The organism is Vibrio sp. 10N.286.49.C3 (assembly GCF_041469545.1).
GTDB lineage: Bacteria > Pseudomonadota > Gammaproteobacteria > Enterobacterales > Vibrionaceae > Vibrio > Vibrio tasmaniensis_A.
This window is the reverse complement of the sequence record NZ_JBFRKT010000068.1, coordinates 1-23,605: the sequence shown is the minus strand read 5'-3', so window position 1 is coordinate 23,605 and position 23,605 is coordinate 1. Positions and strand designations below refer to the sequence as shown.

Sequence of the window (23,605 nt, the reverse complement as noted above, 5' to 3'; positions counted from 1 at the left end):
ATGTAGGCTAGCTACACATCGACGCCTCTGCCTTGTATAAATACCCAGCAACTCGCTGCAAAAATCAGCTCGAAAGATCAACACGCCCTAGCTTTTTATTTTATTTTCCAGTGCTTAAACGGTGTCACAACGGCAGTGGAATTGCTGTGACACCGATTGAACTTCAGTCTAAGTAGACCAAAGCATTAGTCCGAATCCTGACCTGAATCCGAATCTTAGTCGCGGAGGTTTAATCTAGCCCCACCAAAGATTCACGAGTTAAGTCTTTGATTGTCTTCGCGCCTGTTAGAGTCATCGCAACGCGCATCTCTTTGTCATACAGGTCGAGTAGGTTCTCAACGCCTGCTTGTCCTTGCGCTGCTAACGCGTAGACGAAAGAGCGACCAAGCAAGGTGCAGTCTGCGCCCATCGCCATCATACGAACCACATCTAAGCCAGTACGAATGCCAGAGTCGACCAGAATCTTAGTGTCGCCTTTTACCGCATCTGCAATCGCAGGCAGTGCTTTAGCACTTGATAGAACACCATCAAGCTGACGACCACCGTGGTTTGAAACTACGATACCGTCTGCGCCAAATCTCACGGCGTCTTTTGCATCTTCTTCATCAAGAATGCCTTTAATGACCATCGGGCCGTCCCAGAAATCACGGATCCACTCTAGGTCTTTCCATGAAATCGACGGGTCGAAGTTATCACCTAACCAACCGATGTAGTCTTCCAGTTTGGTTGGAGAACCGCGGTAAGTCGAGATATTGCCAAGATCGTGTGGTTTACCCAACAGACCAACATCCACCGCCCACCTAGGATGACGCATAGATTGAAATACACGACGAATTGCTGCATTTGGACCACTCATTCCTGAGTGCATGTCACGGTAACGAGCGCCGGGTACTGGCATATCAACGGTGAAGACCAGTGTCGTCACGCCTGCCGCTTTGGCACGTTCCAATACGTTCTTCATGAAGCCACGATCTTTTAGCACGTAAAGTTGGAACCACATTGGGCGTTCAATCTTAGGTGCGACTTCTTCGATCGGGCATACCGATACGGTCGACATCGTAAAAGGGATGCCTTTGTTGTCGGCGGCTTTTGCAGCTTGGACTTCACCACGTCGTGCGTACATGCCTGTTAGGCCAACCGGAGCTAATGCAATCGGCATCGCCAGCTTTTCGCCAAACAACTCGGTTTCTAAATTTAGGTCTGACATGTCATTGAGGACACGTTGCTTGAGCGCGATCTCTGCAAGATCGGCGGTGTTGCGGCGTAGGGTATGTTCTCCGTAAGAACCGCCGTCAATGTAGTGGAAAAGAAACGGTGGTAATTTCGCTTTTGCTGCGGCGCGGTAATCAGTCGATGCGGATATGATCATAATTTCAGTCCTAAATTCTTGGGATGTTGCCCTTCTATGAGAGCTTGGCTTGGGCTGCTTTAATTCTTGAAAAGTAAGTGTTTGTTCTTTCTTAAACAGTGAAGCGATTAACCAGTTAAGCAATTAGTCGGTGAAGCAAATAAACAGTGAAACAGAGAAGCAATAAAATGGCGTTAATACCCGAGGGTGTTGATGTGTTCTAGTATCCATTCCAAAACTCATCAACTGTCTTATTAGACGGTGTTGCAGTCGGGGAATTGAGTATTAACGCCAAGTGCTTTTGTAACGACTTATGGTTTACATAAGTGCGTCTGTCATTTTGAAGCCGTAGATAACCACTAGGCCGATGATTCCTGTCATCACCAAGTAGTAGAACGTTGGGATGATTGTCTTACGTAGTGTTGCGCCTTCGCGTCCTAGCAAGCCTACGGTCGCCGATGCGGCTACCACGTTGTGAATTGCAATCATGTTACCTGCTGCAGCACCAACGGCTTGCAGAGCAACAACCACAGCACTAGAGATAGATAGAGTTTGTGCTACTTCGAATTGGAACTGGCTGAACATCATGTTTGAAACGGTGTTCGAACCTGCAATGAAGGCACCTAACGCACCAACTGTGGCACTTAACGCTGGGAATGCGCTGCCGACTAGGTCAGCTGCAAAATTGGCCGTGGTTACTGGCATACTTGCTAAATCAGCGCCGTTCACGCCAGAGTTAATGAAGATACGAACCATTGGGATGGTGAACACCAACACAAAGCCTGCGCCAATCAGAGTCTTGCTCGACTCACCAAAAGCTTTAGCCAGTGGTGTTGCGCTGCGTGATTGCATTAGAACAGCAACCAGTGCGACGAAGACCAAGATACCGCCAGGTAGATACAGAGGTTGAATCGCTGTGCTTACGCCTGTCTCACCAAGGATGTTGCTGAAAGAAAGGCTAACGCTCTTAAGCAGGCCTTTGAACTCAGGGCTCACACGGCTAGCAACTAGAGTGACAGCGAGCAGAACGTAAGGTGCCCACGCCATCGCCATGCTCATTTTTTTATGGCTTTGGTTGTCATCATCAAGGTCGATTTTCAAAGAGCCTAGCCATTCTGCTGGCCACTTATCTTCGCTTTCGAAATCCCATTTTGATTTAGGGACTAGGAAGCCACGTTTTGCTGCTGTTACAACAATAGCAAGGCCAACCAAACCACCAATCAGTGATGGGAACTCAGCTCCGAGGAAAACACCCGTTAGTGCGTAAGGAATGGTGAAAGCGGCACCTGCGAACAGTGCGAATGGCAGGATATCAAGACCTTCAGTCCAGCTTTTATTCTTACCGAAGAAGCGAGTCAGCATCATTGCCATCAATACAGGAATCATCACACCAACGCAGGCGTGGATGATCGCAACACTTGATGTGATCTGTTGTAGGTAAGCATCCCATGTTGAACCATTGGCAATCAGGCTTTCACCGATGTTGTGCGTATCCAAACCTTTGTTTACGCCAACGATGATAGGTGTACCAACCGCGCCAAACGATACCGGCGTAGATTGAATCATCATGCCCATCAGTACCGCGGCTAACGCTGGGAAGCCAATTGCAACCAATAATGGAGCGGCGATTGCAGCGGGTGTGCCGAAGCCAGACGCACCTTCAATGAATGAACCAAAACACCAAGCAATGATGATCGCTTGTACACGACGGTCTGCTGATATGTCAGTAAATCCGTTGCGGATGGTGGTGATAGCTCCGGTGTGTTTCAAAGTGTTTAATAAGAAGATGGCGCCAAACACAATCCAGAGAACCGACACGGTAATGCCGAAGCCTTGGAATACTGAAGCCAGCACGTGAGTGCTAGACATATCCCATGCGAATAAGGCGATAGCAACGGTTAATGCAAATGCCACGGGCATCGCTTTTTTTGCAGGCCAGTTAAGGCCAACCAGCAGAATCGCTGCAACAACTATTGGCGAAAAGGCCAATAAAGCTAGTAGAGTTTCACTCATGGGTACTTCCTCGTACTTGTTTTCAAACGTTCATGTTTGAAGTGAATAACACGTCATTAGTTTTGTAGGTGTAATCTGAATCTCATGGATTCAATTGTTGTAATTAGAGTCGCTTTATTTGTAACCGATGTGATTGCAAAAGCTGTTTTTGTAATTGTTTTGTTAATTTGGCGTGAATTTACCCCTTTATTTTTTATTGATATAGGGAAATAATGAAAATAATTAATTCCAAAATTGGCATAATCAAATGCGAGCAGACGATTTGATCCTGTTTTCACAGGTAGTAGAGCTGGGTAGTTTTAGTAAGGTGGCAGAACAAAATAACCTTACAAATTCGGTAGTTAGTAAGAGAATTGCGCGTTTGGAAGAAGAGATTGGCGTGCAGCTATTATATCGAACCACGCGTAAATTGACCCTGACCGAGGCGGGTAAGGCAATGTTACACGGAGCCAAAAATGTGAAGCAGGCGGCTCAAGAGGCTATGGACGCAGTTTCAGGCTTTGGTGAAAATGTTAGTGGTCATATCAAAATGTCAGTGCCTACTATCTCCGGAGATTTGATTCTGGCAGACGCTGTTGCCGAGTTTTGTAATATGCACCCAGGTTTAACGGTCGATATGTCTCTTAACAATCGCTTTGTCGATCTGGTTGAGGATGGTCTCGACTTGGTCATTCGAACCGGCTACTTGGAAGATTCCAGCCTTATTGCCCGTCATATATTGGATTCACAATGGGTGGTGTGTGCCTCGCCATCTTATATCGCTAAGAACGGTAAGCCGATGCAGCCCAAGGATTTGGTTGAGCACAATTGCTTGCAATACGCTTATCAAACGACAGGCGCCAGTGAGTGGCAGTTCTTACACAGTAAGGATGGCTGTACCGACAACGACAAATACATCGTACGCGTCTCTGGCTCTTTCTCTACCGATAACGCGACGGCATTAAGAAAAGCCGCTTTGGGCGGTCATGGTGTGGCGTACGTGCCACGTTGTCTGGTGTATCACGATATTCGAAACGGCCAGCTGGTGGACATCTTTCCTGACTTAGTGGGTAAAAAGCTCGGTATTTATGCGGTGTACCCCTTTACGCGCCAGCCACCGAACAAGATTAAGTTATTGATTGAACACATCAGAACGCGTTATCTGACGATTTCACATTATTTTTAATAAGGATCACGATGAGCTATTTAAAAGAGTATCAATATCCAGTCACCAACAAACAGATCGTCAGCGATGACTATTTTGGTCAGATAATCGAAGACCCATATCGCTGGTTAGAAGACGACAGAAGTGACGAAACCGCGCAGTGGGTGGCGAGCCAGAATGAAGTGACGTTTGATTACCTCGCTCAAATCCCGTATCGCGCAGAACTGCGAGAGCGATTAGCGAAAGCGCAAGACTACAAAAAGAGCTCGCAGCCGTTTGTGCGAGGTGATTACACCTATTTCTATAAGAACGACGGCCTGCAGAATCACAGCATTCTTTATCGTCAGAAAGAAGGCCTGCAGGTTGAAGTGTTCCTAGATCCGAATACCTTCTCGGAAGATGGCACCACATCACTGGGCTCGGTGTCGTTTTCGAAAGATTACAGCCTAGTGGCATACAGTATTTCTGAGGGTGGTAGCGACTGGCGTAAGATCTTTGTGATTGATACTGAGACTAAGCAGCAGCTTGAAGCCGAAATCACAGACGCTAAATTTACCGGTATTTCTTGGTTGGGTAATCGCGGCTTTTATTACTCTAGCTACGACAAGCCCGACGGCAGCCAGCTTTCAGCACGTACCGAACAGCACAAACTTTACTTCCATGAATTGGGTACAGAGCAAGCTAGCGACAAGGTAATTTTTGGTGAGAGCAACGCTGAACAACACCGTTATGTGTCGGGCTACACCACTGAAGACGACCGTTACTTGATCATTCTAGGGCGAGAGTCGACATCGGGTAATAGACTGTTCTATATCGATTTAAATTCACCAGAACAAAAGCTGAATACGCTGATTGATCATGTGGATAGCGACACTTATCTCATCGATAACCAAGATGAGACCTTCATTCTATATACGAATCTTGATGCGCCTAATGGCAAGGTGGTGAGCTTTGATACTCGCGATGGGAAATGGCTCGAAATCATCCCTGAAAAGCCACAGCCATTGGATATCAGCACGGGTGGTGGCTACTTGTTTGCTCACTACATGGTGGATGTGGTGTCTAAGGTTGAGCAGTTGGATTACCAAGGTAACCTAGTTCGTGACATTCATTTGCCTGGGCTGGGAACGGCCAGTGGCTTAGGTGGAAAAAACGAGCAAACTCAGCTTTATTACACCTTTACCAACTATGTAACGCCGCCAACGATTTTCTCTTTTGATGTTGAATCTGGAAGCTCTGAAATCTACCAACGCTCTGAGTCTCCGTTTGAGTCGGATCAATTTGAGTCTAAACAAGTCTTCTATACCTCGAAGGATGGCACTCAGGTTCCGATGCTTATCTCTTATAAGAAGGGATTAGTGTTAGATGGCAATAACCCAACCATGTTGTACGCCTATGGTGGCTTTAACGTTAGCCTAACGCCTTCTTTCTCGGGCACGGTTGGCAGTTGGCTAGAACTGGGTGGCGTATATGCGGTGCCTAACCTGCGTGGCGGTGGTGAGTATGGTAAGGCGTGGCACAAAGCGGGTACACAACAACAAAAGCAGAACGTCTTTGATGACTTCATTGCCGCTGCCGAGTTCTTAATTGCAGAAAACTACACCAGTAGCGATAAGTTAGCGATCCGCGGCGGTTCTAATGGTGGTTTGTTGGTTGGCGCTTGTATGACTCAAAGGCCTGAGTTGTTCAAAGTGGCTCTGCCTGCGGTTGGGGTGTTGGACATGTTGCGTTACCACACATTCACGTCTGGCGAAGGTTGGGCGTACGACTATGGCACATCCGCCCAAAATAAAGAGATGTTCGAATATCTGCTAGATTATTCTCCGGTTCATAATGTGGTGCGAGGCGTCGATTACCCAGCAACACTGGTTACGACAGCCGATCACGATGACCGTGTGGTGCCAGCTCACTCTTATAAGTTCATCTCAGAGCTGCAAGATAAGCATGAAGGCGGTGCGCCTGTGATGATTCGTATCGATGTTAATGCGGGTCACGGTGCGGGAATGCCACTGAGCAAAGCGATCGATCTCACTGCTGATATCTACGCATTTACCCTGTTCAATATGGGAATAGAGTCCCTAGATTCAATCTAGAAAATACTTAATTTTAGATAACTGGGTATTTGACTCAATCCAAAAAGCCTCAAAATCTGCCTTAGATCTTGAGGCTTTTCATATTTACGAAAACCAATCAAAATTTCACCATATTTTCCTCGCTCCACCACACTCTTTTCCGTGATAGACCCCGCCATTACTGATGAAATGAAAGCGATTTCAAGCTGTATTGTTACGGATTTTTACGTCTATCTATCTGATTGTAAATAAATAACCATTTCTGGTGATAACTCTAAAAGTTTCATGGTATTTAGGCTGGTTTATCAGTGTGAACAGCAACCAACTTTTCAACGCTTTCATTGCTTAATATTTCCCTGTTCGATGAAAACTCAAAAAAATAATAGGGAATTACAATGCAAAAATTTAAGCTTTTGCCAATAACGGTCGCAGTGGCGGCTTCGCTTGCTTCACTCTCTTCTTTTGCTGCTGATACTAATATCGAAGCACTAGAAAAACGAATTCAAGAGTTAGAATCTAAGGTTGTTGATATTGATTATATTAACGATCAACAACCCGCGGTTTTAACGGCTGAAACTAAGGTGCCAGATGGCATCGTCTTCTCTGGTTATGCTCGTTACGGCGCTCACTACAAGAGCGGTGATGAGCGTTACGTAGACATCGGTACAACAGGTCGTTCTGTCGGTCGTTTAGGTAACGAAGCCAATGGTGGTGAGGTTCAGCTAGCTAAGCTATTCGAAGCTGACAATGGTGCGATTTGGGACGTCGTATTCATGGCCGACCACTGGGAAGCAGACGCTTGGGCTGACGATGGCGGCCTAAGTATGAAAAAAATGTACGCTGGTGTCACTAATGTATTTGAAAGCCAACCAGAACTTTACATGTGGGCTGGTCGCGACTTCCACCAACGTCCCCAACAAGGTTTGAATGATTACTTCTGGATGACACACGATGGTCAAGGCGCTGGCTTTAACAACCTAGATTTCGGTGGCGCTAAGCTAGATATGGGCTTTGTTGGCCAAGTGAAAGGCGGCCTCGTAAATGACAATGGTCGATACGCAATTACTTCTAAACTTCATTCAATTAACGCGGGTATCGGTCAACTAGACTTGTATGCGAACTACGGTTTTGCTTCAGATGAAGCGGATACAGCGAGTTCAACTAAATATGTGATCGACCAAAAAACAGGTCAAACGAAAAAAGTGGTAACAGCTGGTACTAAAGTGAGCGATGAAACGGCATACCTAGTGGGTGCAACTCTTGGTTTAGGAGATTCCAACAAGTTAGTCGTTAAGTATGGTGATGGTGCAGATTCATCGGTATTTGAGTTGAAAGGCGACTATAAAACTTTTTACGCAAGCATTGAAGGTAACTACGCAGCATCGGATAAATTCATCATTGATTACCTAGTGTCGTATAAAGATAACTCTGGTGCAGACTTAGCTCGCGATAACACTGAGTATGCAGGTATCGTTCGTCCACAGTACCAATGGGATGACGTTCATTCTACATGGTTAGAAGCGGGTTACGGCATGGTTGATTACGATGACGACGGCGAAGAAAACGCGTGGAAGGTAACTCTATCTCAAAACGTTTCTCTAGGTGGCTTACCTTGGAGTCGTCCAATGCTTCGCTTTTACACAACCGTGGGTGATGTCGAAACGAAAGGCAACACTGTGAACACAACCAATGTTGATACATTGTCGTTCGGCGCAATGTTTGAAGCTTGGTGGTAATCACAAGCTAGAAAGAGCAGCTCTTTGAATTAGTCTTACGCTCAAAGAGTCGTGTTTAAATAGTAAGTACATACTGTCCATTTAGCCCTAAAGGCAGATTAATTAGGGCACGTTTCAATTAACTCCATTCTTGGGCACATTTTATGTGCCCTTTTTTTCGTCTTGAATACCTGTTCTATCATTTGGTATTGCCTCTTCACTTATTCTCCATATCGTCTTCAATACCCCGTTTCATATTAATTTATTTCACACACGTTGATTTCCCCTTGTTAATTGTAATGGCTAAGTCGCATCGTAGCCCTTGCATATCAATAGGCTAGATAGGAGGAATACTAGACATCAATTGTATTGGATACGCCGATAGTTATGTTGAAACCCCTTCACTGAACTATAACTTTTAACAAAACTGACTAACTATGGATTCATGATTTCATGAAATAGTTTCATGGCGTGAAGTGAATCTGTAAGCGCTTTCATGATTTCCACAACTGGCCTTTTTACCTCCAAGTTTAGTGTGATGACACTCACTTCAACCAAGGCGCCTTTCTTTAATAATCGTTTTGTAAGCGGTTACAAGCTAATGAAGTATCGAGGTTCGAGTGGCGACAATTAAACACGTATCAGAACATGCAGGTGTGTCTCAGGCGACAGTGTCTAGAGTTATTAATGGCACTAGCAGAGTCAGTCATGACAAGAAATTAAAGGTTGAGAAAGCGATCAAGGAGCTGGGTTATCGCCCGAACTCTATCGCTCAAGCTTTGGCATCAAGTCGTACCGGTAGTGTGGGCGTTGTTGTTCCAGAACTTGGTGGTTCTTTCTATTCAGGCATCTTGCATTGCATAGAAGAAAACCTACGCCGCTTTGGTTATCACGCTGTGGTTACAGCTGGTTCGAACACCGAACAAGGGCAGCGCGAGTCGGTGGAGTTTCTGCTGGGGCGTCGTGTTGATGCTTTGATTCTTCATACTCAACTGCTCAGTGATGATTATTTAATTGAATTGGAAGAACAGGGGACCCCTGTGGTTTTAATTAACCGCTTCATCCCAGAAATGGCGATGAGTTGCATTGATATTGATAACGAAGTCGGGGGGCTACTCGCTACTCAATATCTTTTGCAAAAGGGACATACAGATATCGCGTGTATTACCGGGCCTTTAGATAAAGCAGATGCTAGGGGGCGTTTGCAGGGGTATCGAAAGGCCTTGGAAGAAGCGGGTGTGCCATACGATGAAGCATTAGTCTCGGAAGCGGGCTTTACTGAAGAGACGGGCATCAGTGCTATGAAGAAGCTGATTAATCGTAAGTGTCATTTCACAGCAGTATTTGCTTCGAATGACCACATGGCATTTGGCGCCTTCGAGGTGTTGCATCAAGAGGGACTGTCTGTTCCTAAAGATGTATCACTGGTGGGCTTCGATAACACCATCTTCGCGCGCTATCTGACCCCTAGTTTGACCACCATTAATTTCCCTATTGAAGAGATGAGCGTTGAAGCAGTACAGCTCACTCTACAGAAGCTAAAAAAAATAAAACATGACGTGAACTTTAAATTGCTGCCGACGTTGGTCACTAGAAACTCGGTATCGGATTTACCAGTTACCCTATAAAAATATTAAGGATAGAACATGAAATTTAAGACCTTAGCGCTTTCATGCGCGGTTGCTTTAGGATTAGGTACAACAGCTGCAAATGCAGCAGACAAAGAAATTCGTTTCGACGGTTTCCCTGATTTCGATAGCAGCCTGAAGGTATTACTGCCTGATTTCGAAAAGGAAACGGGGATTAAAGTTGATTACCTTATGAACAACCACGGTGACCACCACACGAAACTCACAACGAACCTTGCAACGGGCTCTGGTGCCGGTGATGTGATTGTTGTGGACGTTGAGAAAATTGGTCCATTCGTGGGTTCTGGTGGCCTAGTTAACTTGTCTGAAAACTACGGTGCAGATAAGTACGAAGAACGATTCGCACCATACGCATGGGCACAAGGCAAAGGCGCTGACGGCGACATGTACGGCATTCCTGTCGACCTAGGTCCAGGTGTTATGTACTACCGTACCGACGTATTCGAAAAAGCGGGCATTGATGTAGAAGAAGCAATCAAAGATTGGGATTCATACATCGCTGCTGGTGAAAAACTGAAAGAGCAAAACGTACAACTTATCGCTTCGGCAGCCGACGTGGCACAAGCGATTATCTTCACGACCGTTCCTGAAGGTGAAGGTCTGTACTTCGATAAAGATGGCAATCCAGTGGTGACATCTGAGCGTTTTGTTCACGCTTTTGAAGTAGCAAAAGAGATTCGCGACAAAGGCTTAGACGGCCGCATTTTGGCTTGGTCTAACGAATGGTACGAAGGCTTCCGCAACGGCACATTTGCAACTCAACTTTCTGGCGCTTGGCTTCTTGGTCACCTAAATAACTGGATTGCTCCTGAAACTAAAGGTAAGTGGGCGGTAGAAAACCTACCTGATGGTATCTACGGCAGCTGGGGCGGTTCATTCCTATCTATCCCAACTCAATCAGAAAACCCTGATGAAGCTTGGGCGTTGATTGAATACATGACGACGGATCGTGAAGTACAGCTTAAACACTTCGAAACGATTGCTGCTTTCCCAGCGAACATCACCACGTATGACGATGAGCTTTTCCAAGAAGAGATGGAATTCCTAGGCGGACAAAAAGCCCGTCTACTGTTTGCTGAAGTGGCACAGAACATCAAACCCGTCTCTCCAGCACAAGGCGACCACGTTGCACGTTCTATTATCTTAGAGAACGCATTGATGGAAGTACTTGATGAAGGCAAAGACATCAAGACTGCGCTTAAAGAGGCAGAGCGTCTAATCAAGCGTCGCACGCGTAATCTTTAATTTGTTTTTACTTTAAGTAAGTGAGGAAGCGTGGATAACGCGCTTCCTTTTTAAGAGGTCGTTACTATGAATCATACAGCGAGCACAACGATAGAACCTGCGGACAAAAGCCTTTTTTCTCGTCTAAATTTGAAAGCGCTTACACCGTATGGATTTCTTCTGCCGTTTCTGATCATTTTTTCTGTATTTGGGATCTTCCCGCTGTTGTTCTCTGTTTACCTGTCGTTCCACGAGTGGAACCCGGTAAGAGGCATGGATGCGATGGAGTTCGTTGGTTTTGAGAACTATCACATTGCTTTAACGGACCCATGGCTATGGCGTTCATTGAAGAACACGCTTTGGCTAGCGATCACTTCAGGTGTGGCTCAGCATTTAGTCGCTATTCCAGTCGCTTACATGTTGGTTTCAATGGGTGACCGTATGCGTCACTGGCTAACATCGGCATACTTTCTACCGTTCATTACATCAACGGTCGCAGCGTCACTGATTTTCTTCAATATGTACTCTCCTAACTCAGGAATTATTAACCAAACGCTGATGGCACTAGCCGATAGCACGCTGTTTGGTTGGGCATTCGCTTGGGTGAACGATTTCCAACCCATCCGTTGGTTAGACGATGCCACTATGGTGAAGCCGTCTATCGCAATCATGGTTTTCTGGAAATACACCGGTTTTAACATCGTCCTTTACACCACGGGTTTAATGACGATTCCTAAAGACATCTTAGAAGCTGCGCGTATGGATGGTGCCAATGCCTTCCGCCGCTTCTGGAACATTTCACTACCAATGATTCGTCCATTCATCTTCTTTGCTATCACGATGACCATCATCGGTAACCTGCAAATGTTTGAAGAACCGTTCGTCCTAACGCGTGGTACAGGTGGTACTGGCCAATCAGGTTTAACTATCTCGATGTATCTCTACAAAGTGGGTTGGGAATGGCTAGAAATGGGCACAGCATCCGCTATCTCATGGTTACTGTTTGCACTCATCGCGACTTGTACATTGGTTCAATTTTTACTCTTCGGTAAGAAAGGCTTAGGGGAACATTAAGATGTCGACATCAATTAAGACAAATACCTCACCACTAAGTGGACTGATGCCAAGCGAACGCAGCATGTTCATTCTGACTAAGATCTTGATGGTCATGCTAGGTATCTTACTGGTTGTTTCAGCGCTAATTACAGTCTTTCCATTTGTATGGTCGGCACTGCTATCAACGCGTGACCGTTCTGAAATTTTCGGTACGGGCATTAGCTTTGCGATTGGCGATAGCCTGGCGATTAACTACGCCAAATTGCTTGAAATCATGCCGTTTTGGAAAGCGATGTTTAACTCGATTTACGTGGCTTTCTTAGGTACCACCATCTCGCTGCTGTTTTGTAGCATGGGTGGCTACGCGTTTGCTGTGTTTAAGTTCCGCGGTAAGAACGTGTTGTTCGGCATGCTGGTTGGCTCAATGGCGATTCCGCCTGTGCTTAGCTTGATCCCTTACTTCATGATCGTGAAATTCTTAGGCTTGTTGGATAACCACATGGCGGTATGGCTACCGTTCACCACCACACCATTTGGTATCTTTTTGATGCGTCAGCACGTGATTGCATCGATTCCAAAAGAGCTACTTGAAGCGGCGAAACTGGATGGCGCTGGTGAGTTCAGAACGTACTGGAGCGTGGTACTGCCACTAATGAAGCCTGCACTCGCAACATTGGCTATCGTTCAGTTCGTTTTCTTCTGGAACATGTTTATGCAGCCTCTCGTGGTGCTAAACAACCCAGATAACTATGTCATTACGCAAGCACTTCGAAGTGTTCAAGGTATTCCGAATACGCCATGGGGCGCGGTAATGCTAGGTACCACAATTTCTATTTTACCGCTCGTGATTACTTACTTGTTCGCATCGAAACAGATGATCAGTGGTTTAACGTCCGGCGCAGTCAAAGGTTAGGCTTAAGGGTTATAACAATGAATAAATATCAACTTCCAAGTGATTCAAAGTTACGCAGTAAGGAATTTGTATTCGGTGTCGCGACATCTTCATACCAAATTGAAGGCGGCGTTGAAGAGGGCGGTCGTACACCGTCTATCTGGGACACTTTCTGTAAGACGCCGGGCAAGGTCGATAACGGCGACAGTGGTGATGTGGCGTGCGACCACTACCACTTATGGCAACAAGATATCGAGATGATTCAAGGCTTAGGCGTTGATGCTTACCGTCTCTCTATCGCATGGCCGCGCATCCTTCCACAAGATGGTGTTGTGAACCAACAAGGTTTAGAGTTTTACGGTCAGATCATCGATGAGTGTCATGCTCGTGGCATGAAGGTATATGTGACGCTTTATCACTGGGATCTTCCGCAATACCTTGAAGATAAAGGTGGCTGGCTAAACCGTGAAACGTCTTACAAATTCGCAGAATACGCAGAAGTGGTGAGTAAGTACTTTGGCGATAACATTGACGTATACACCACGCTCAATGAACCGTTTGTGTCTGCATTCCTAGGCTACCGTTGGGGCGAACATGCACCAGGTATCAAGGGTGAAAAAGAAGGCTACCTAGCATCTCACCACCTAATGCTGGCACACGGTTTGGCTATGCCGATCCTTCGTAACAATGCACCTCATGCTAAGCATGGTGTGGTATTCAACGCGACGCCAGCTTACCCGCTGACTCCACAAGACCAAGCGGCAGCAGACTACTGCGAAGCGGAAAATTATCACTGGTTCATCGACCCAGTATTGAAAGGCGAGTACCCGCAGTTAGTGGTTGAGCGCCAAGCGATGAACATGCCGATGATCCTTGAAGGTGACTTAGACATCATCAGTGCTCCGGTTGATTATATCGGCATCAACTACTACACACGCAATGTCGCTCGCTTCAATGAGAATGGCGACATTGAATCAGTAAAACAGACGGACGCTGAACACACTTACATTGGCTGGGAAATTAACCCACAAGGTCTAACCGATTTATTGGTAAGACTGGATGCGCGTTACGAAAACATGCCGCTTATCTACATCACAGAGAACGGTGCAGCGGGCAACGACGAACGTGTAAACGGACAAGTGATGGACGACCAACGAGTTCGTTATTTCCAAGGTCACATCGAAGCGGTTCACAACGCGGTTGAAGCGGGTGTGAAAGTCGATGGTTACTTCGCTTGGAGCCTGATGGATAACTTTGAGTGGGCATTCGGCTACTGCCAGCGTTTTGGTATTGTCCATGTTGATTACACCACCCAAGAAAGAACATTGAAACAGAGCGCAATTGCGTACCGAAATATGCTGTTAGAGCGCGCTGAGGAGAACAGATAATGGCTAAAGTAGAATTTAAGAACATCAAAAAATCATTCGGTGATGTTGAAGTCGTCAAAGAGTTTGATTTTACGGTTGAAGACGGTGAGTTCGTGGTTTTCCTTGGCCCATCTGGCTGTGGTAAATCGACAACGCTACGCATGTTAGCTGGCCTTGAAAGTATCAGTTCTGGTGACATTGTGGTTGGCGGCAAGTTGATGAATAAAGTCGACGCGAAAGACCGTGACTTGGCGATGGTATTCCAAAGTTACGCTCTGTACCCGCACATGACGGTTTACGAGAACATCGCGTTTGCTCTGAAACTGAAAGGCATGCCAAAAGCAGAAATCGACGTAGAAGTGCTAAAAGCAGCGAAAATGCTAGAGCTTGACCCGCTACTGAACCGTAAGCCAAAAGAGCTTTCTGGTGGTCAACGTCAACGTGTGGCAATGGGCCGTGCGATGGTTCGTACGCCTAAGGTTTTCTTGTTTGATGAGCCGTTATCTAACCTAGATGCAAAACTTCGTGGCGTGATGCGTGAAGAGATCAAACATCTACATCGTGAACTTAAAACCACCACGATCTACGTAACCCACGATCAGATCGAAGCGATGACACTGGCGGATCGCATCGTGATCCTGAAAGACGGTTATGTTGCTCAAGTTGGTACTCCGACCGAGGTGTTCCAGCGTCCTGCAAACAAGTTTGTCGCGCAATTCATTGGTAACCCGTCAATGAACATGTTGGAAGCAAAACTGATTGAAAAAGAAGGCGAGTACTTCGTTGAAATCGGTGATGTTCATATTCCACTGCCTGAGCGCTTTAAGTCTCTGGCATCTAAGAACCTAGCGCTGCATTTTGGTGTTCGTCCAACAGACATTCACCTACGTGCCGAGCAAGTTGACCACGACCGCGTGCTGCCATTCCCTGTGAAAATCAAAGACAAGGAATTACTAGGCGCGAGCATTCTTCTGAAAACAGAAATTGGCGGTCAACCGCTGATGGTTGAAACCCAAGCGGCTGAAGTGGATGTAAAAGATCTGACGCTTTACTTGGATTTGGATGCTTTCCACTTGTTCGATGCTCTGAGTGAGAACTCGCTAGCGAGCTAGCCAATCAATTTAAATCAGTCATTGAGCTGACACCAACCAACTTACGACAAATTGTTTTGGCTCCTCCTGATTTGGGAGGGGCTAGGGATAGTGATGATGAAATTCGGATATTTTGACGATAAAAACAAAGAATACGTAGCAACCACACCGTGCACGCCGATCAAATGGTGTAACTATGTGGGCACATTAGATTTCGGTGGCATTGTAGATAGCAACGGCGGCGTGTTGTTGTGTAAAGGCGATCCGGCGCTAAACCGTATCACTAAGTACATTGCTCAACTGCCAAACTCAGATTTTAAAGGTTCGACCATGTACCTCAAGGTACGTGACGAAGCGGGAAACGTAGAGGTGTTCTCACCTTTCTACACGCCAACCTTGAAGCCGTTAGATAAGTTCGAAAACCACACCGGTTTGTCATACACCACCATCATTGCAGAAGCCTTTGGTGTGCGTTGTGAAGCAACGTTCTTCGTACCAAAAGCTGACCAAGTACTGCTACAAGACATCAAAGTGACCAACATTTCAGACAAAGCACTGCACGTTGATGTGGTGCCTGTGTACGAATTTACACACTTCGATGCGCTTAAACAGCTACTCAATGCGGACTGGGTTCCACAAACCATGACGCTAAAAGCACACCAGCAAGAGTCGGGTCATACCGTGCTTGAGCAGTATGCCTTCATGAAGCGTGACTACGCGGTGAACCTGATGACAGCGGATCGCCCTGCGACGTCTTTTGATGGTGATCGCCAATCGTTCCTAGGTAATTTGGGCTACGGTACATGGGCAGCGCCAGAAGCACTAAACAATGATGAATTAGGCAACACCGAGTGTTTGCGTGGCGACAACATTGGCGCACTGAACTTGCGTCTAGGTTGGTTATCTCCAGAGCAGACCGAACGTACGATTGTACAAATCGCGCAAGAACAAAGCCTAGAAGCTGCACTTCCTCTGCTGGCTAAATATCGTGACCATCAAGTGGTTGATTCAGCTTTCGCTGAACTGGCTGAACATTGGGATGGTTACCTGCAAGCGGTTCAGGTTGAAACGCCAGATCCTGCGATGAACTCGATGTTGAACGTACATAACCCACGTCAGTGTCACACAACCAAAAACTGGTCTCGTTACCTGTCTCTTTACCAGCTTGGTTATGGGGCTCGAGGTATCGGTTTCCGTGACTCTTCGCAAGATACGTTGGGCGTGATTACTCACATGCCAGAAGAGGCGCGTGAGTTCATTGAGCGTCTATTGTCTGTTCAGAACACTAACGGTTCTGCGATGCACCAGTTCTTCCCATCAACGATGGAAGCGAACGCGGGTGACTCTCGTGAAGAGGAAGATCGCCCTGACTATTACGGCGATGATCACCTGTGGATCATCTACGCGGTGACGCAATATGTGAAAGAAACGGGTAATGCAGACTTCTTGAATAAAGAGATCCCGTTCTATCAAAAAGACAAAGCGGGCAACCCAGTTGAAACGGGAACGGTTTGGAACCACCTGTGCCGCGCGATTGAATTTACCTACACCAATACTGGTGAGCACGGCCTACCGTTACTAGGTTTTGCTGACTGGAATGACACGGTGAACCTGCCAACCGGTGCTGAGTCGATGATGGTGGCGAACATGTACGGCAAAGCATTGCTCGACATGTTGGACTTGTGTGAGCTGCGTGGTGAAGCGCAACTGACGGCTAAGTTTAAAGATCAGTACCAACAGATGCAGAGCACAGTCAATGAATGTGGCTGGGATGGCGAATGGTTTGTTCGTTACTTTGATGAGCAGGGTTTGCCGATTGGTTCTCACAAGAACGAGCAAGGGCAGATCTACACCAACGGTCAAAGCTGGCCTGTAATCTCTGGTTTCGCAACACAAGAACGTGCAACGCAAGCACTAGATTCGGTTTACAACAAACTAAACACCACAAATGGCATCAAGCTTTCAACTCCGGGTTACAACGGCTTTGATCCTCAGCTAGGCGGAGTTTCAACTTACCCACCAGGTGCAAAAGAGAACGGCGGTATCTTTTTGCATTCAAACCCATGGGTGATGATCGCAGAAGCGAAAATGGGCAACGGTGAGCGTGCTTATGAGTACTACCGTCAAATCAACCCAGCTTCTAAGAACGATGACATCGATACCTTCGAATCTGAACCTTACTGCTACCCACAAAACATTCTGGGTGACGAGCACAAACAGTTCGGTTTAGGGCGTAATGCGTGGCTTTCTGGTACTTCATCTTGGACATACGTGGCGGGTACGCAGTGGATTCTGGGTGTTCGTCCTGAAGTGGATGGCTTGCTGGTGGACCCATGTATTCCGGCTGAGTGGCCTGAGTTCAAAGTACGTCGTCAGTTCCGTGGTGCGACTTATCATATTCATGTCACTAACCCGAATAACGTGTATAAAGGTGTGGTTGAAATGAAGGTAAATGGTGACCTGATTTCAGGTAATAAAGCGCCAGTATTTACCTCTGGTGAGCACACCATCGAGGTAATTTTAGGTTAACAAAGAGAAGGGCGCTTTATGCGCCCTTTATTGCTTCTTTAGTTTGGTTCTTTCGTTGCAGTTGTTTCGTTAGCAATGCGTTCTCTGGGGGCTGATTTCGCATTCAGCGGCTGTCTTACTTTGCTTGCCTTAGTTGGGTTGATAGCTGGCGTGACATCGCCAAGTAAAGGTTTGAGATTGGTTCGGGCTAAGCGTCAATAAGCCAATCTGGTTATTGAATGCGTCGGCTGGGCAAGTCATTGGTTCTATTGCAATACTTTGCTCGCTCGTTGGCGTGTAAAGCTGAACGAATGGGTAGCTTGCATCTTGTTGATAGCGAATAGCGGCAGACGAATCTGAGCGTGTAAACGCAAGTTGGTTGGTTGTCTTGGAATCAAATTCAAAGCAGTGATTTAAGCTTTGATTGGTGAGTGAATCACCCAAAGACAAACAGTCAAAAGCCAGTTTTTCACCATTGGGTAGGTCGTTTTCGTGTATGACCTCAGAGCAAGGCGACATAGCGAGTCCACATTGTGCTAGCTCAGTACCGAGTGAAAAATAAGGGTGCCAAGCATCTCCGAATGGGAAGGCGGAATCACCCAAATTAGAGACGGTCGTTGAGGAAGTGAGTTTACCCGTGGTATCGATAGTGAAGGTCACTTCAAGGTTGAACGCAAACGGGAAAGCAGGATGCAAAGACGACGTTTGATACTGCAACGTCACACTGGCGGATTCTTCAGTGGCTACGCTGTTTGTGATTGAAAAAGGTTGGTTGTAGAGCAGGCCGTGTACGGCGTGATCAGACCAAGGAAAATTAGCTGGGAGTTGATGGTTTTGGTTATCGAAACTGTAACGACCTAAGTTTAAACGGTTTGGAAAAGGGAATAATTTAGCACTGCGGGAAAAGAACGGATGTTGGTTGATCAGTTCATCATAATTCTGATAACCACAAATAAAAGAGAATGGACTGTTATTTACGATATATTTATTAATAACAGCACCAAATCCATTGATTATTTGAAGTTCTATACCATGTTGGTGGTTTATTAATGTGACAGAGTCAATATTTCCAAATTTTTCATTTATAATTTTAAACATGTTGATGTCTCCATTTTTAAAAGATATTAACAAGAAGAAAAAAATATTCAATGGCGGTTTTAAAATGAATAATAAAATTCCATATACGAGCTACTCAGGAAATTCAGAGCACTTGTGTAAAAAAGGTGATGCAGTTGAATTTATTCAACCTTGGTACACGCCAATTTCGACCACGCCAGAAAATACCGGTATGGCAGTCGGCGGAATTGGTAACACATTTACACTCACACCAAACGGCAACACGCCGAACTTCAGCTTTATTCCGGGAATATTTGTCGATTGTTCAGAGCAAGTTGTTAATTTTAATGATTTTTATGCGTCAGTGATGAATGTGCCAACCATCGACACGCTGCAAGTTCTTAATGAACAAGAGCTAAGCGTTCACCTGAACTTCTATCCTGCTTTGTTTGATGGCAAAAAGATTGAAAGTAGAGAAATGTCGAATGCGATTAGTCTCATTCAAGCAGCATTAAAAAATGGTCGATTCTACCAAGAAAATAAAGCTAACTTTACAAAGTGGAACGTTGAATTTTCAAATAAGACTCAATTGTTGATTGAAGAAGATTCGGCTTCAACAATTTGTCAATTATATGTCGCCTTAGATTTCTTTAATGGTTTATTATCAAATGATACAACGAAGTTATTATCGCTTACCGCGGGTGATAATAATGATATAGATAGTGTTAATGGCAGAGATATAGAATATCAAGCTTTGTATCCATTGGCTGAATATAAATACAGCAGCTTCGAAGATGTTAATATAAAGCGTAAGGTAGTATCTCCGATCGTTAAAGAGAACAAACGCCTTTGTTCATTACCGATGCACTGGAATCACTTCGAATTAACCAATAATTCATCGCAAACGCGCGTGATTACGCTTGCTCAACCGCTACAAAACTTGATTGGCTCAACCTACCAAAAAGGCCGTGATGGTATTCAGGATTCGGCATGTACCTTGTCTCAAAATCCGATTGCTCAGCAGCATGAAGTGGTTAACTTAAAGGGTGAAAGCGGCAGCTTTACGGGTGTTCGGCTGTCGAGCCAATCGCCGTATCAGAGCGATATTGAAGGCGAGGTGGTGTTTGGTGTTCAAGCGGATAACCAGTTGACGGAATCTGGTAAGGTTTCGATTTCTGTGAAGCCAACGCTTTACACCTCTAAGAGTGCTCAGCAAACAGAGTTCGCACTGAAAACAGGCCGCACAAACACTGAGTTCCAGACCGGCATCTATACAGGGCGTGAAGCTCTGAGCGCATTGGTGGTGGTTCAGGTTGAATTGGAAGCGGGTGAGTCTGTTGATCTGCGTTTTGCGCAGGTCATGGCGCACAGCAAAGTCATGCTTAATGGCTGGTGTTCAGAGAAGGCTTACACGCAGTTTTACCCGCAAGCGAAGCCGGCTCTGCCGATGTTAGAAGACGTATTACCAGAGCTAGAAGTGATTGAGCAACAGATCGTCGAACAACAAACGGCTTTCCTAAAGCAAGCTCAAAGCAAGATATCGCAGCCAGAATCGGCATTGCGTTATGCGACGATGGCAATGAACTCATTGTCCTTCCTAGCCGAATCAACGGTATGGGATAAAGAAGATAAGTTCTTGGTGAAAGAGTGTGTCGACTACCCATTCTTTAACTCGCTGGATGTGTATTTCTACGGTTCATTCTCACTGCTTTATTTGCTGCCTGAGCTTGATGGCTGCGTGATGAAAGAATTCTCGAAAGCCATTTTGGCGGAAGACTTTACCGAGCGCCGCTACTGGGAATACGAAGCGACACCGAATGCTGAATTGATTGATGAAAAGTACCAAGGTGTGCGTGCCATTCGAGGTGCGGTTATTCACGATTTAGGTAGCCCATTCGACATCCAGCCAGACGCTTACAGTTGGCACAATGTTAAGGAATGGAAGGACTTAGCACCGAAATACATTCTGATGGTGTACCGCCATTATCAAAACACTCAAGATATCTCTGTGGTTAAAGAGTGCTGGCAAGCCGTAACTGAAAGCATCGATTTCTTATCGAACTTGATTGCTGAAGGCGATGATTTACCGCTAACCCGTGGCACAGACGATACCTTTGATAACCTTGCGTCTCACGGCATCTCTATTTACTGCGCGAGCCTTTGGGTGGCAGGTCTACAAGCGGCAAGCGAACTTGCAAAATTGATGAATGAAAGTGAGTTAGCCGCGGGCTACTTAACGCGTTCTAAAAAGGCGTTGGTAACAGTTGAGCAAAGCTTGTGGGATGAAAAAGAGGGTTACTACCACTTCTTCGTGACGCCAGTTCAAGCCAAGCATCTAACCGGTGCGGGCTACCAAGAACTGGAAACCTTAGGCCTGACTTTGACGGGTGATACGATTGCTGACAAGAACACGCTCAATGCCTATTTAAATGAAACGGATACCTCCATCAACATCAGTAAAGTATCTCAAAGAGTCTCTAAGAAACGCTTGCTGAGTGAAACGGCGCCTCAAGCCTTTACACAAGAATACTTAGATTTAGTGCCAGATTCCGACAACAGCTTTGGCGATGCTTTGTTAGCTGATAGCTATCTAAAGCTCATCGGTTTAGAAGGTATTTTCCCGCAACAGAACATCCAACGCGCATTGGACTATGTTTATAAGCATAACTTCGAAATTAACAGTCCGGAGTTGGGTGTTGCGAATATGACGTTAGCCGACGGTTCACCGCATGAAGCGTTCCAAGCACAAGACGTATGGATTGGTGTTCAGTTTAGTGTGGCAACAGCGTTGAACTTAGCGGGTAAATCGCAGCAAGCAGAAACATTGATGGATACCGTGTATACCGCACTCTATGACTATTCGAAAATTCCATTTGCAGCGCCAGAGGGGTTCAATTGCTCTGTGTCTGTCAATGAGAAAGATCTTATAAAAGCATTTAAATTGTCGCAAAATGATGCGAAAAGCTGGCTAAGTGTACTTAAATATCAAAACTGTGTGCTGTCTGACGGTCGTATCAACCCAACATTGACGAAAGATACTGATAATTTTGTTAAAATGTTGAGCGGTGAAATCCCGCTAGAAAAGCTGGCTGGCTTGCACAAATGGCTACTGAGTACTGGCTTGAAATACACGGCTGGTCGCTACTTTAGACCGGGGATGATCTTCGCCTACTTGTATTAACTTAATGACACGATTTTCAGCTAAAGCAGTGGTATGCAGGTTGGAACTGATGGGGAGCTTAAAGCTCCCCGAATGTCACTTGATTAGGGTATCGAGATGCGCACTAAAACAAAAAAAACAACAGTATACGATGTGGCAAGACTGGCTGGTGTTTCCCCCAGTACCGTGTCTCGCTTCCTTAATCGAACCACTTATGTGTCGGATGATAAAAGCCAAAACATTGAGCAAGCCATTAAAGACACGGGCTACAAACCTAACTTCCAAATGCAAGAAAACACCAACCGACGTTCGCTCACTATTGGTGTCTTGGTGCAACACCCTGATAGCCCTTACACCAGTCGTATCCTCAACGACATGGAAAAAACGCTGATCGCTCAAGGCTATTCATTAGTGATCGCAACAGGGCATTGGCAGAAAAAGCTAGAAATGCACGCGTTGGAGTATCTGGCGAAAAGTAACGTGGATGGAATGATCATCGTGACAGGAAGCATTACTCAGGAAGAGATTGCTAAGTATGCACAAGACATCCCTATCGTGATGGTTGGTTACGATTTTGTTGAGAATAATGTTCGCTCCATCAATATCGACAACGTGTTGGGTGGCTATATGGCAACCCTACATTTACTGCAACAAGGACATGTGAATATTGCTCACATCAAGGGGTTATCAAGCCAGCCTGATGCAGGAAATCGCTTTGAAGGCTATAAGAAAGCCCTTCAAGAGGCCGGTATTAAAGTAATGCCAAAACTGGTCAAGCAGGGCGATTTTAGTAGTGAATCTGGTTATGAGAAAACGGTAGAGTTGATTGAATCTAAGGTTCACTTCTCTGCTTTGTTTGCTGCTAATGACCAAACGGCTTACGGTGCGATTAAGGCATTGCATGATCACGGTTATAAAGTGCCAGAAGATGTGTCTGTGATTGGCTTTGATGACTTGCCTACGTCTAAGTATTTCACGCCAGCACTGACGACGCTGAGACAGCCGATTGAAGAGATTGGTGAAGTGTGTGCTCAGTCGATCTTGAACTTGTTATCTGGCGAGCGGCATGAAGCAAGGTTGCCCCCCATTGATTTAATCGTCAGAGAGTCGACCAAGTCATTGTATCGTTAATTTCAAGAAAAGCCTCAAGGTGTTGCGCCCGTGATGGTTCGTATTGATGTCAATACGAACCATGGTGCAGGAATGTCGCTGAGTAATGCTATCAATCTCACTGCTTATATTTACGCGTTCACATTGTTCAATATGGGGGGCACAATATGGGGCAGGTAATGTGATTACCGAGGGAGGTT

15 protein-coding genes are annotated in these 23,605 nt (G+C 45.8%); 12 read left to right on the top strand and 3 right to left on the bottom strand.

The window, feature by feature from the left end; translation table 11 throughout:
- Positions 1-229 precede the first annotated feature (229 nt).
- Complete coding sequence (gene lldD / locus AB4180_RS21650) at positions 230-1,369, bottom strand: FMN-dependent L-lactate dehydrogenase LldD (RefSeq protein WP_009846143.1); 1,140 nt, start codon at positions 1,367-1,369, stop codon at positions 230-232.
- A 297-nt stretch (positions 1,370-1,666) separates the two neighbouring features.
- Positions 1,667-3,361: an L-lactate permease gene (locus tag AB4180_RS21645; protein ID WP_102248821.1), complete on the bottom strand. Its 1,695-nt coding sequence runs from the start codon at positions 3,359-3,361 to the stop codon at positions 1,667-1,669.
- Positions 3,362-3,608: 247 nt separating this feature from the next.
- On the opposite strand from AB4180_RS21645, the gene AB4180_RS21640 reads away from it, so the two are divergent.
- The 10 genes from AB4180_RS21640 to AB4180_RS21595 all read left to right on the top strand — a co-directional run bounded on the left by AB4180_RS21640 (position 3,609) and on the right by AB4180_RS21595 (position 18,100).
- Complete coding sequence (locus AB4180_RS21640) at positions 3,609-4,526, top strand: LysR family transcriptional regulator (protein WP_009846145.1); 918 nt, start codon at positions 3,609-3,611, stop codon at positions 4,524-4,526.
- An 11-nt stretch (positions 4,527-4,537) separates the two neighbouring features.
- On the top strand, positions 4,538-6,598 hold the full coding sequence (locus tag AB4180_RS21635; protein WP_102248822.1) for a prolyl oligopeptidase family protein: 2,061 nt from the start codon (positions 4,538-4,540) through the stop codon (positions 6,596-6,598).
- A gap of 374 nt (positions 6,599-6,972) precedes the next feature.
- Positions 6,973-8,313, top strand: a complete 1,341-nt coding sequence (locus AB4180_RS21630; protein ID WP_102248823.1) for a carbohydrate porin — start codon at positions 6,973-6,975, stop codon at positions 8,311-8,313.
- Between the two features lie 599 nt (positions 8,314-8,912).
- Positions 8,913-9,920 carry a LacI family DNA-binding transcriptional regulator gene (locus AB4180_RS21625; protein WP_009846150.1) on the top strand — a complete coding sequence of 336 codons (1,008 nt, stop codon included), beginning with the start codon at positions 8,913-8,915 and terminating at the stop codon, positions 9,918-9,920.
- An 18-nt stretch (positions 9,921-9,938) separates the two neighbouring features.
- Positions 9,939-11,186 (top strand): ABC transporter substrate-binding protein, encoded by a 1,248-nt coding sequence (locus AB4180_RS21620; RefSeq protein ID WP_012601181.1) that lies wholly within the window; start codon positions 9,939-9,941, stop codon positions 11,184-11,186.
- A 66-nt stretch (positions 11,187-11,252) separates the two neighbouring features.
- Positions 11,253-12,239 carry a carbohydrate ABC transporter permease gene (locus AB4180_RS21615; RefSeq protein WP_009846152.1) on the top strand — a complete coding sequence of 329 codons (987 nt, stop codon included), beginning with the start codon at positions 11,253-11,255 and terminating at the stop codon, positions 12,237-12,239.
- 46 nt (positions 12,240-12,285) lie between these two features.
- Complete coding sequence (locus AB4180_RS21610) at positions 12,286-13,134, top strand: carbohydrate ABC transporter permease (RefSeq protein ID WP_017097772.1); 849 nt, start codon at positions 12,286-12,288, stop codon at positions 13,132-13,134.
- A gap of 17 nt (positions 13,135-13,151) precedes the next feature.
- Positions 13,152-14,501 (top strand): GH1 family beta-glucosidase, encoded by a 1,350-nt coding sequence (locus AB4180_RS21605; protein ID WP_102248824.1) that lies wholly within the window; start codon positions 13,152-13,154, stop codon positions 14,499-14,501.
- Entirely contained in the window at positions 14,501-15,592 is a 1,092-nt protein-coding gene (locus AB4180_RS21600; RefSeq protein WP_009846155.1) for an ABC transporter ATP-binding protein, read from the top strand. The genes AB4180_RS21605 and AB4180_RS21600 overlap by 1 nt, the downstream gene beginning before the upstream one ends.
- A 93-nt stretch (positions 15,593-15,685) precedes the next feature.
- Positions 15,686-18,100 carry a GH36-type glycosyl hydrolase domain-containing protein gene (locus AB4180_RS21595; protein WP_102248825.1) on the top strand — a complete coding sequence of 805 codons (2,415 nt, stop codon included), beginning with the start codon at positions 15,686-15,688 and terminating at the stop codon, positions 18,098-18,100.
- Positions 18,101-18,229: 129 nt separating this feature from the next.
- On the opposite strand, the gene AB4180_RS21590 is transcribed toward AB4180_RS21595, so the two are convergent.
- The gene (locus tag AB4180_RS21590; protein WP_102248826.1) at positions 18,230-19,177 is read right to left on the bottom strand and encodes an aldose 1-epimerase; all 948 of its coding nucleotides are present in this window, start codon (positions 19,175-19,177) and stop codon (positions 18,230-18,232) included.
- 64 nt (positions 19,178-19,241) lie between these two features.
- On the opposite strand from AB4180_RS21590, the gene AB4180_RS21585 reads away from it, so the two are divergent.
- Positions 19,242-22,316, top strand: a complete 3,075-nt coding sequence (locus AB4180_RS21585; RefSeq protein WP_102248827.1) for a GH116 family glycosyl hydrolase — start codon at positions 19,242-19,244, stop codon at positions 22,314-22,316.
- Positions 22,317-22,412: 96 nt separating this feature from the next.
- The gene (locus tag AB4180_RS21580) at positions 22,413-23,426 is read left to right on the top strand and encodes a LacI family DNA-binding transcriptional regulator (protein ID WP_102248828.1); all 1,014 of its coding nucleotides are present in this window, start codon (positions 22,413-22,415) and stop codon (positions 23,424-23,426) included.
- The last annotated feature ends 179 nt before the right edge of the window (positions 23,427-23,605 follow it).

Excerpts from the sequence above, each read along its gene's own strand:
- AB4180_RS21580 (WP_102248828.1), top strand. The coding sequence starts at position 22,413 with ATGCGCACTAAAACAAAAAAAACAACAGTATACGATGTGGCAAGACTG.
- AB4180_RS21595 (WP_102248825.1), top strand. The coding sequence starts at position 15,686 with ATGATGAAATTCGGATATTTTGACGATAAAAACAAAGAATACGTAGCA.
- AB4180_RS21620 (WP_012601181.1), top strand. The coding sequence starts at position 9,939 with ATGAAATTTAAGACCTTAGCGCTTTCATGCGCGGTTGCTTTAGGATTA.
- AB4180_RS21640 (WP_009846145.1), top strand. The coding sequence starts at position 3,609 with ATGCGAGCAGACGATTTGATCCTGTTTTCACAGGTAGTAGAGCTGGGT.
- AB4180_RS21645 (WP_102248821.1), bottom strand. The coding sequence starts at position 3,361 with ATGAGTGAAACTCTACTAGCTTTATTGGCCTTTTCGCCAATAGTTGTT.
- AB4180_RS21585 (WP_102248827.1), top strand. The coding sequence starts at position 19,242 with ATGAATAATAAAATTCCATATACGAGCTACTCAGGAAATTCAGAGCAC.
- AB4180_RS21605 (WP_102248824.1), top strand. The coding sequence starts at position 13,152 with ATGAATAAATATCAACTTCCAAGTGATTCAAAGTTACGCAGTAAGGAA.
- AB4180_RS21600 (WP_009846155.1), top strand. The coding sequence starts at position 14,501 with ATGGCTAAAGTAGAATTTAAGAACATCAAAAAATCATTCGGTGATGTT.
- AB4180_RS21610 (WP_017097772.1), top strand. The coding sequence starts at position 12,286 with ATGCCAAGCGAACGCAGCATGTTCATTCTGACTAAGATCTTGATGGTC.
- AB4180_RS21590 (WP_102248826.1), bottom strand. The coding sequence starts at position 19,177 with ATGTTTAAAATTATAAATGAAAAATTTGGAAATATTGACTCTGTCACA.
- lldD (WP_009846143.1), bottom strand. The coding sequence starts at position 1,369 with ATGATCATATCCGCATCGACTGATTACCGCGCCGCAGCAAAAGCGAAA.
- AB4180_RS21615 (WP_009846152.1), top strand. The coding sequence starts at position 11,253 with ATGAATCATACAGCGAGCACAACGATAGAACCTGCGGACAAAAGCCTT.
- AB4180_RS21635 (WP_102248822.1), top strand. The coding sequence starts at position 4,538 with ATGAGCTATTTAAAAGAGTATCAATATCCAGTCACCAACAAACAGATC.
- AB4180_RS21630 (WP_102248823.1), top strand. The coding sequence starts at position 6,973 with ATGCAAAAATTTAAGCTTTTGCCAATAACGGTCGCAGTGGCGGCTTCG.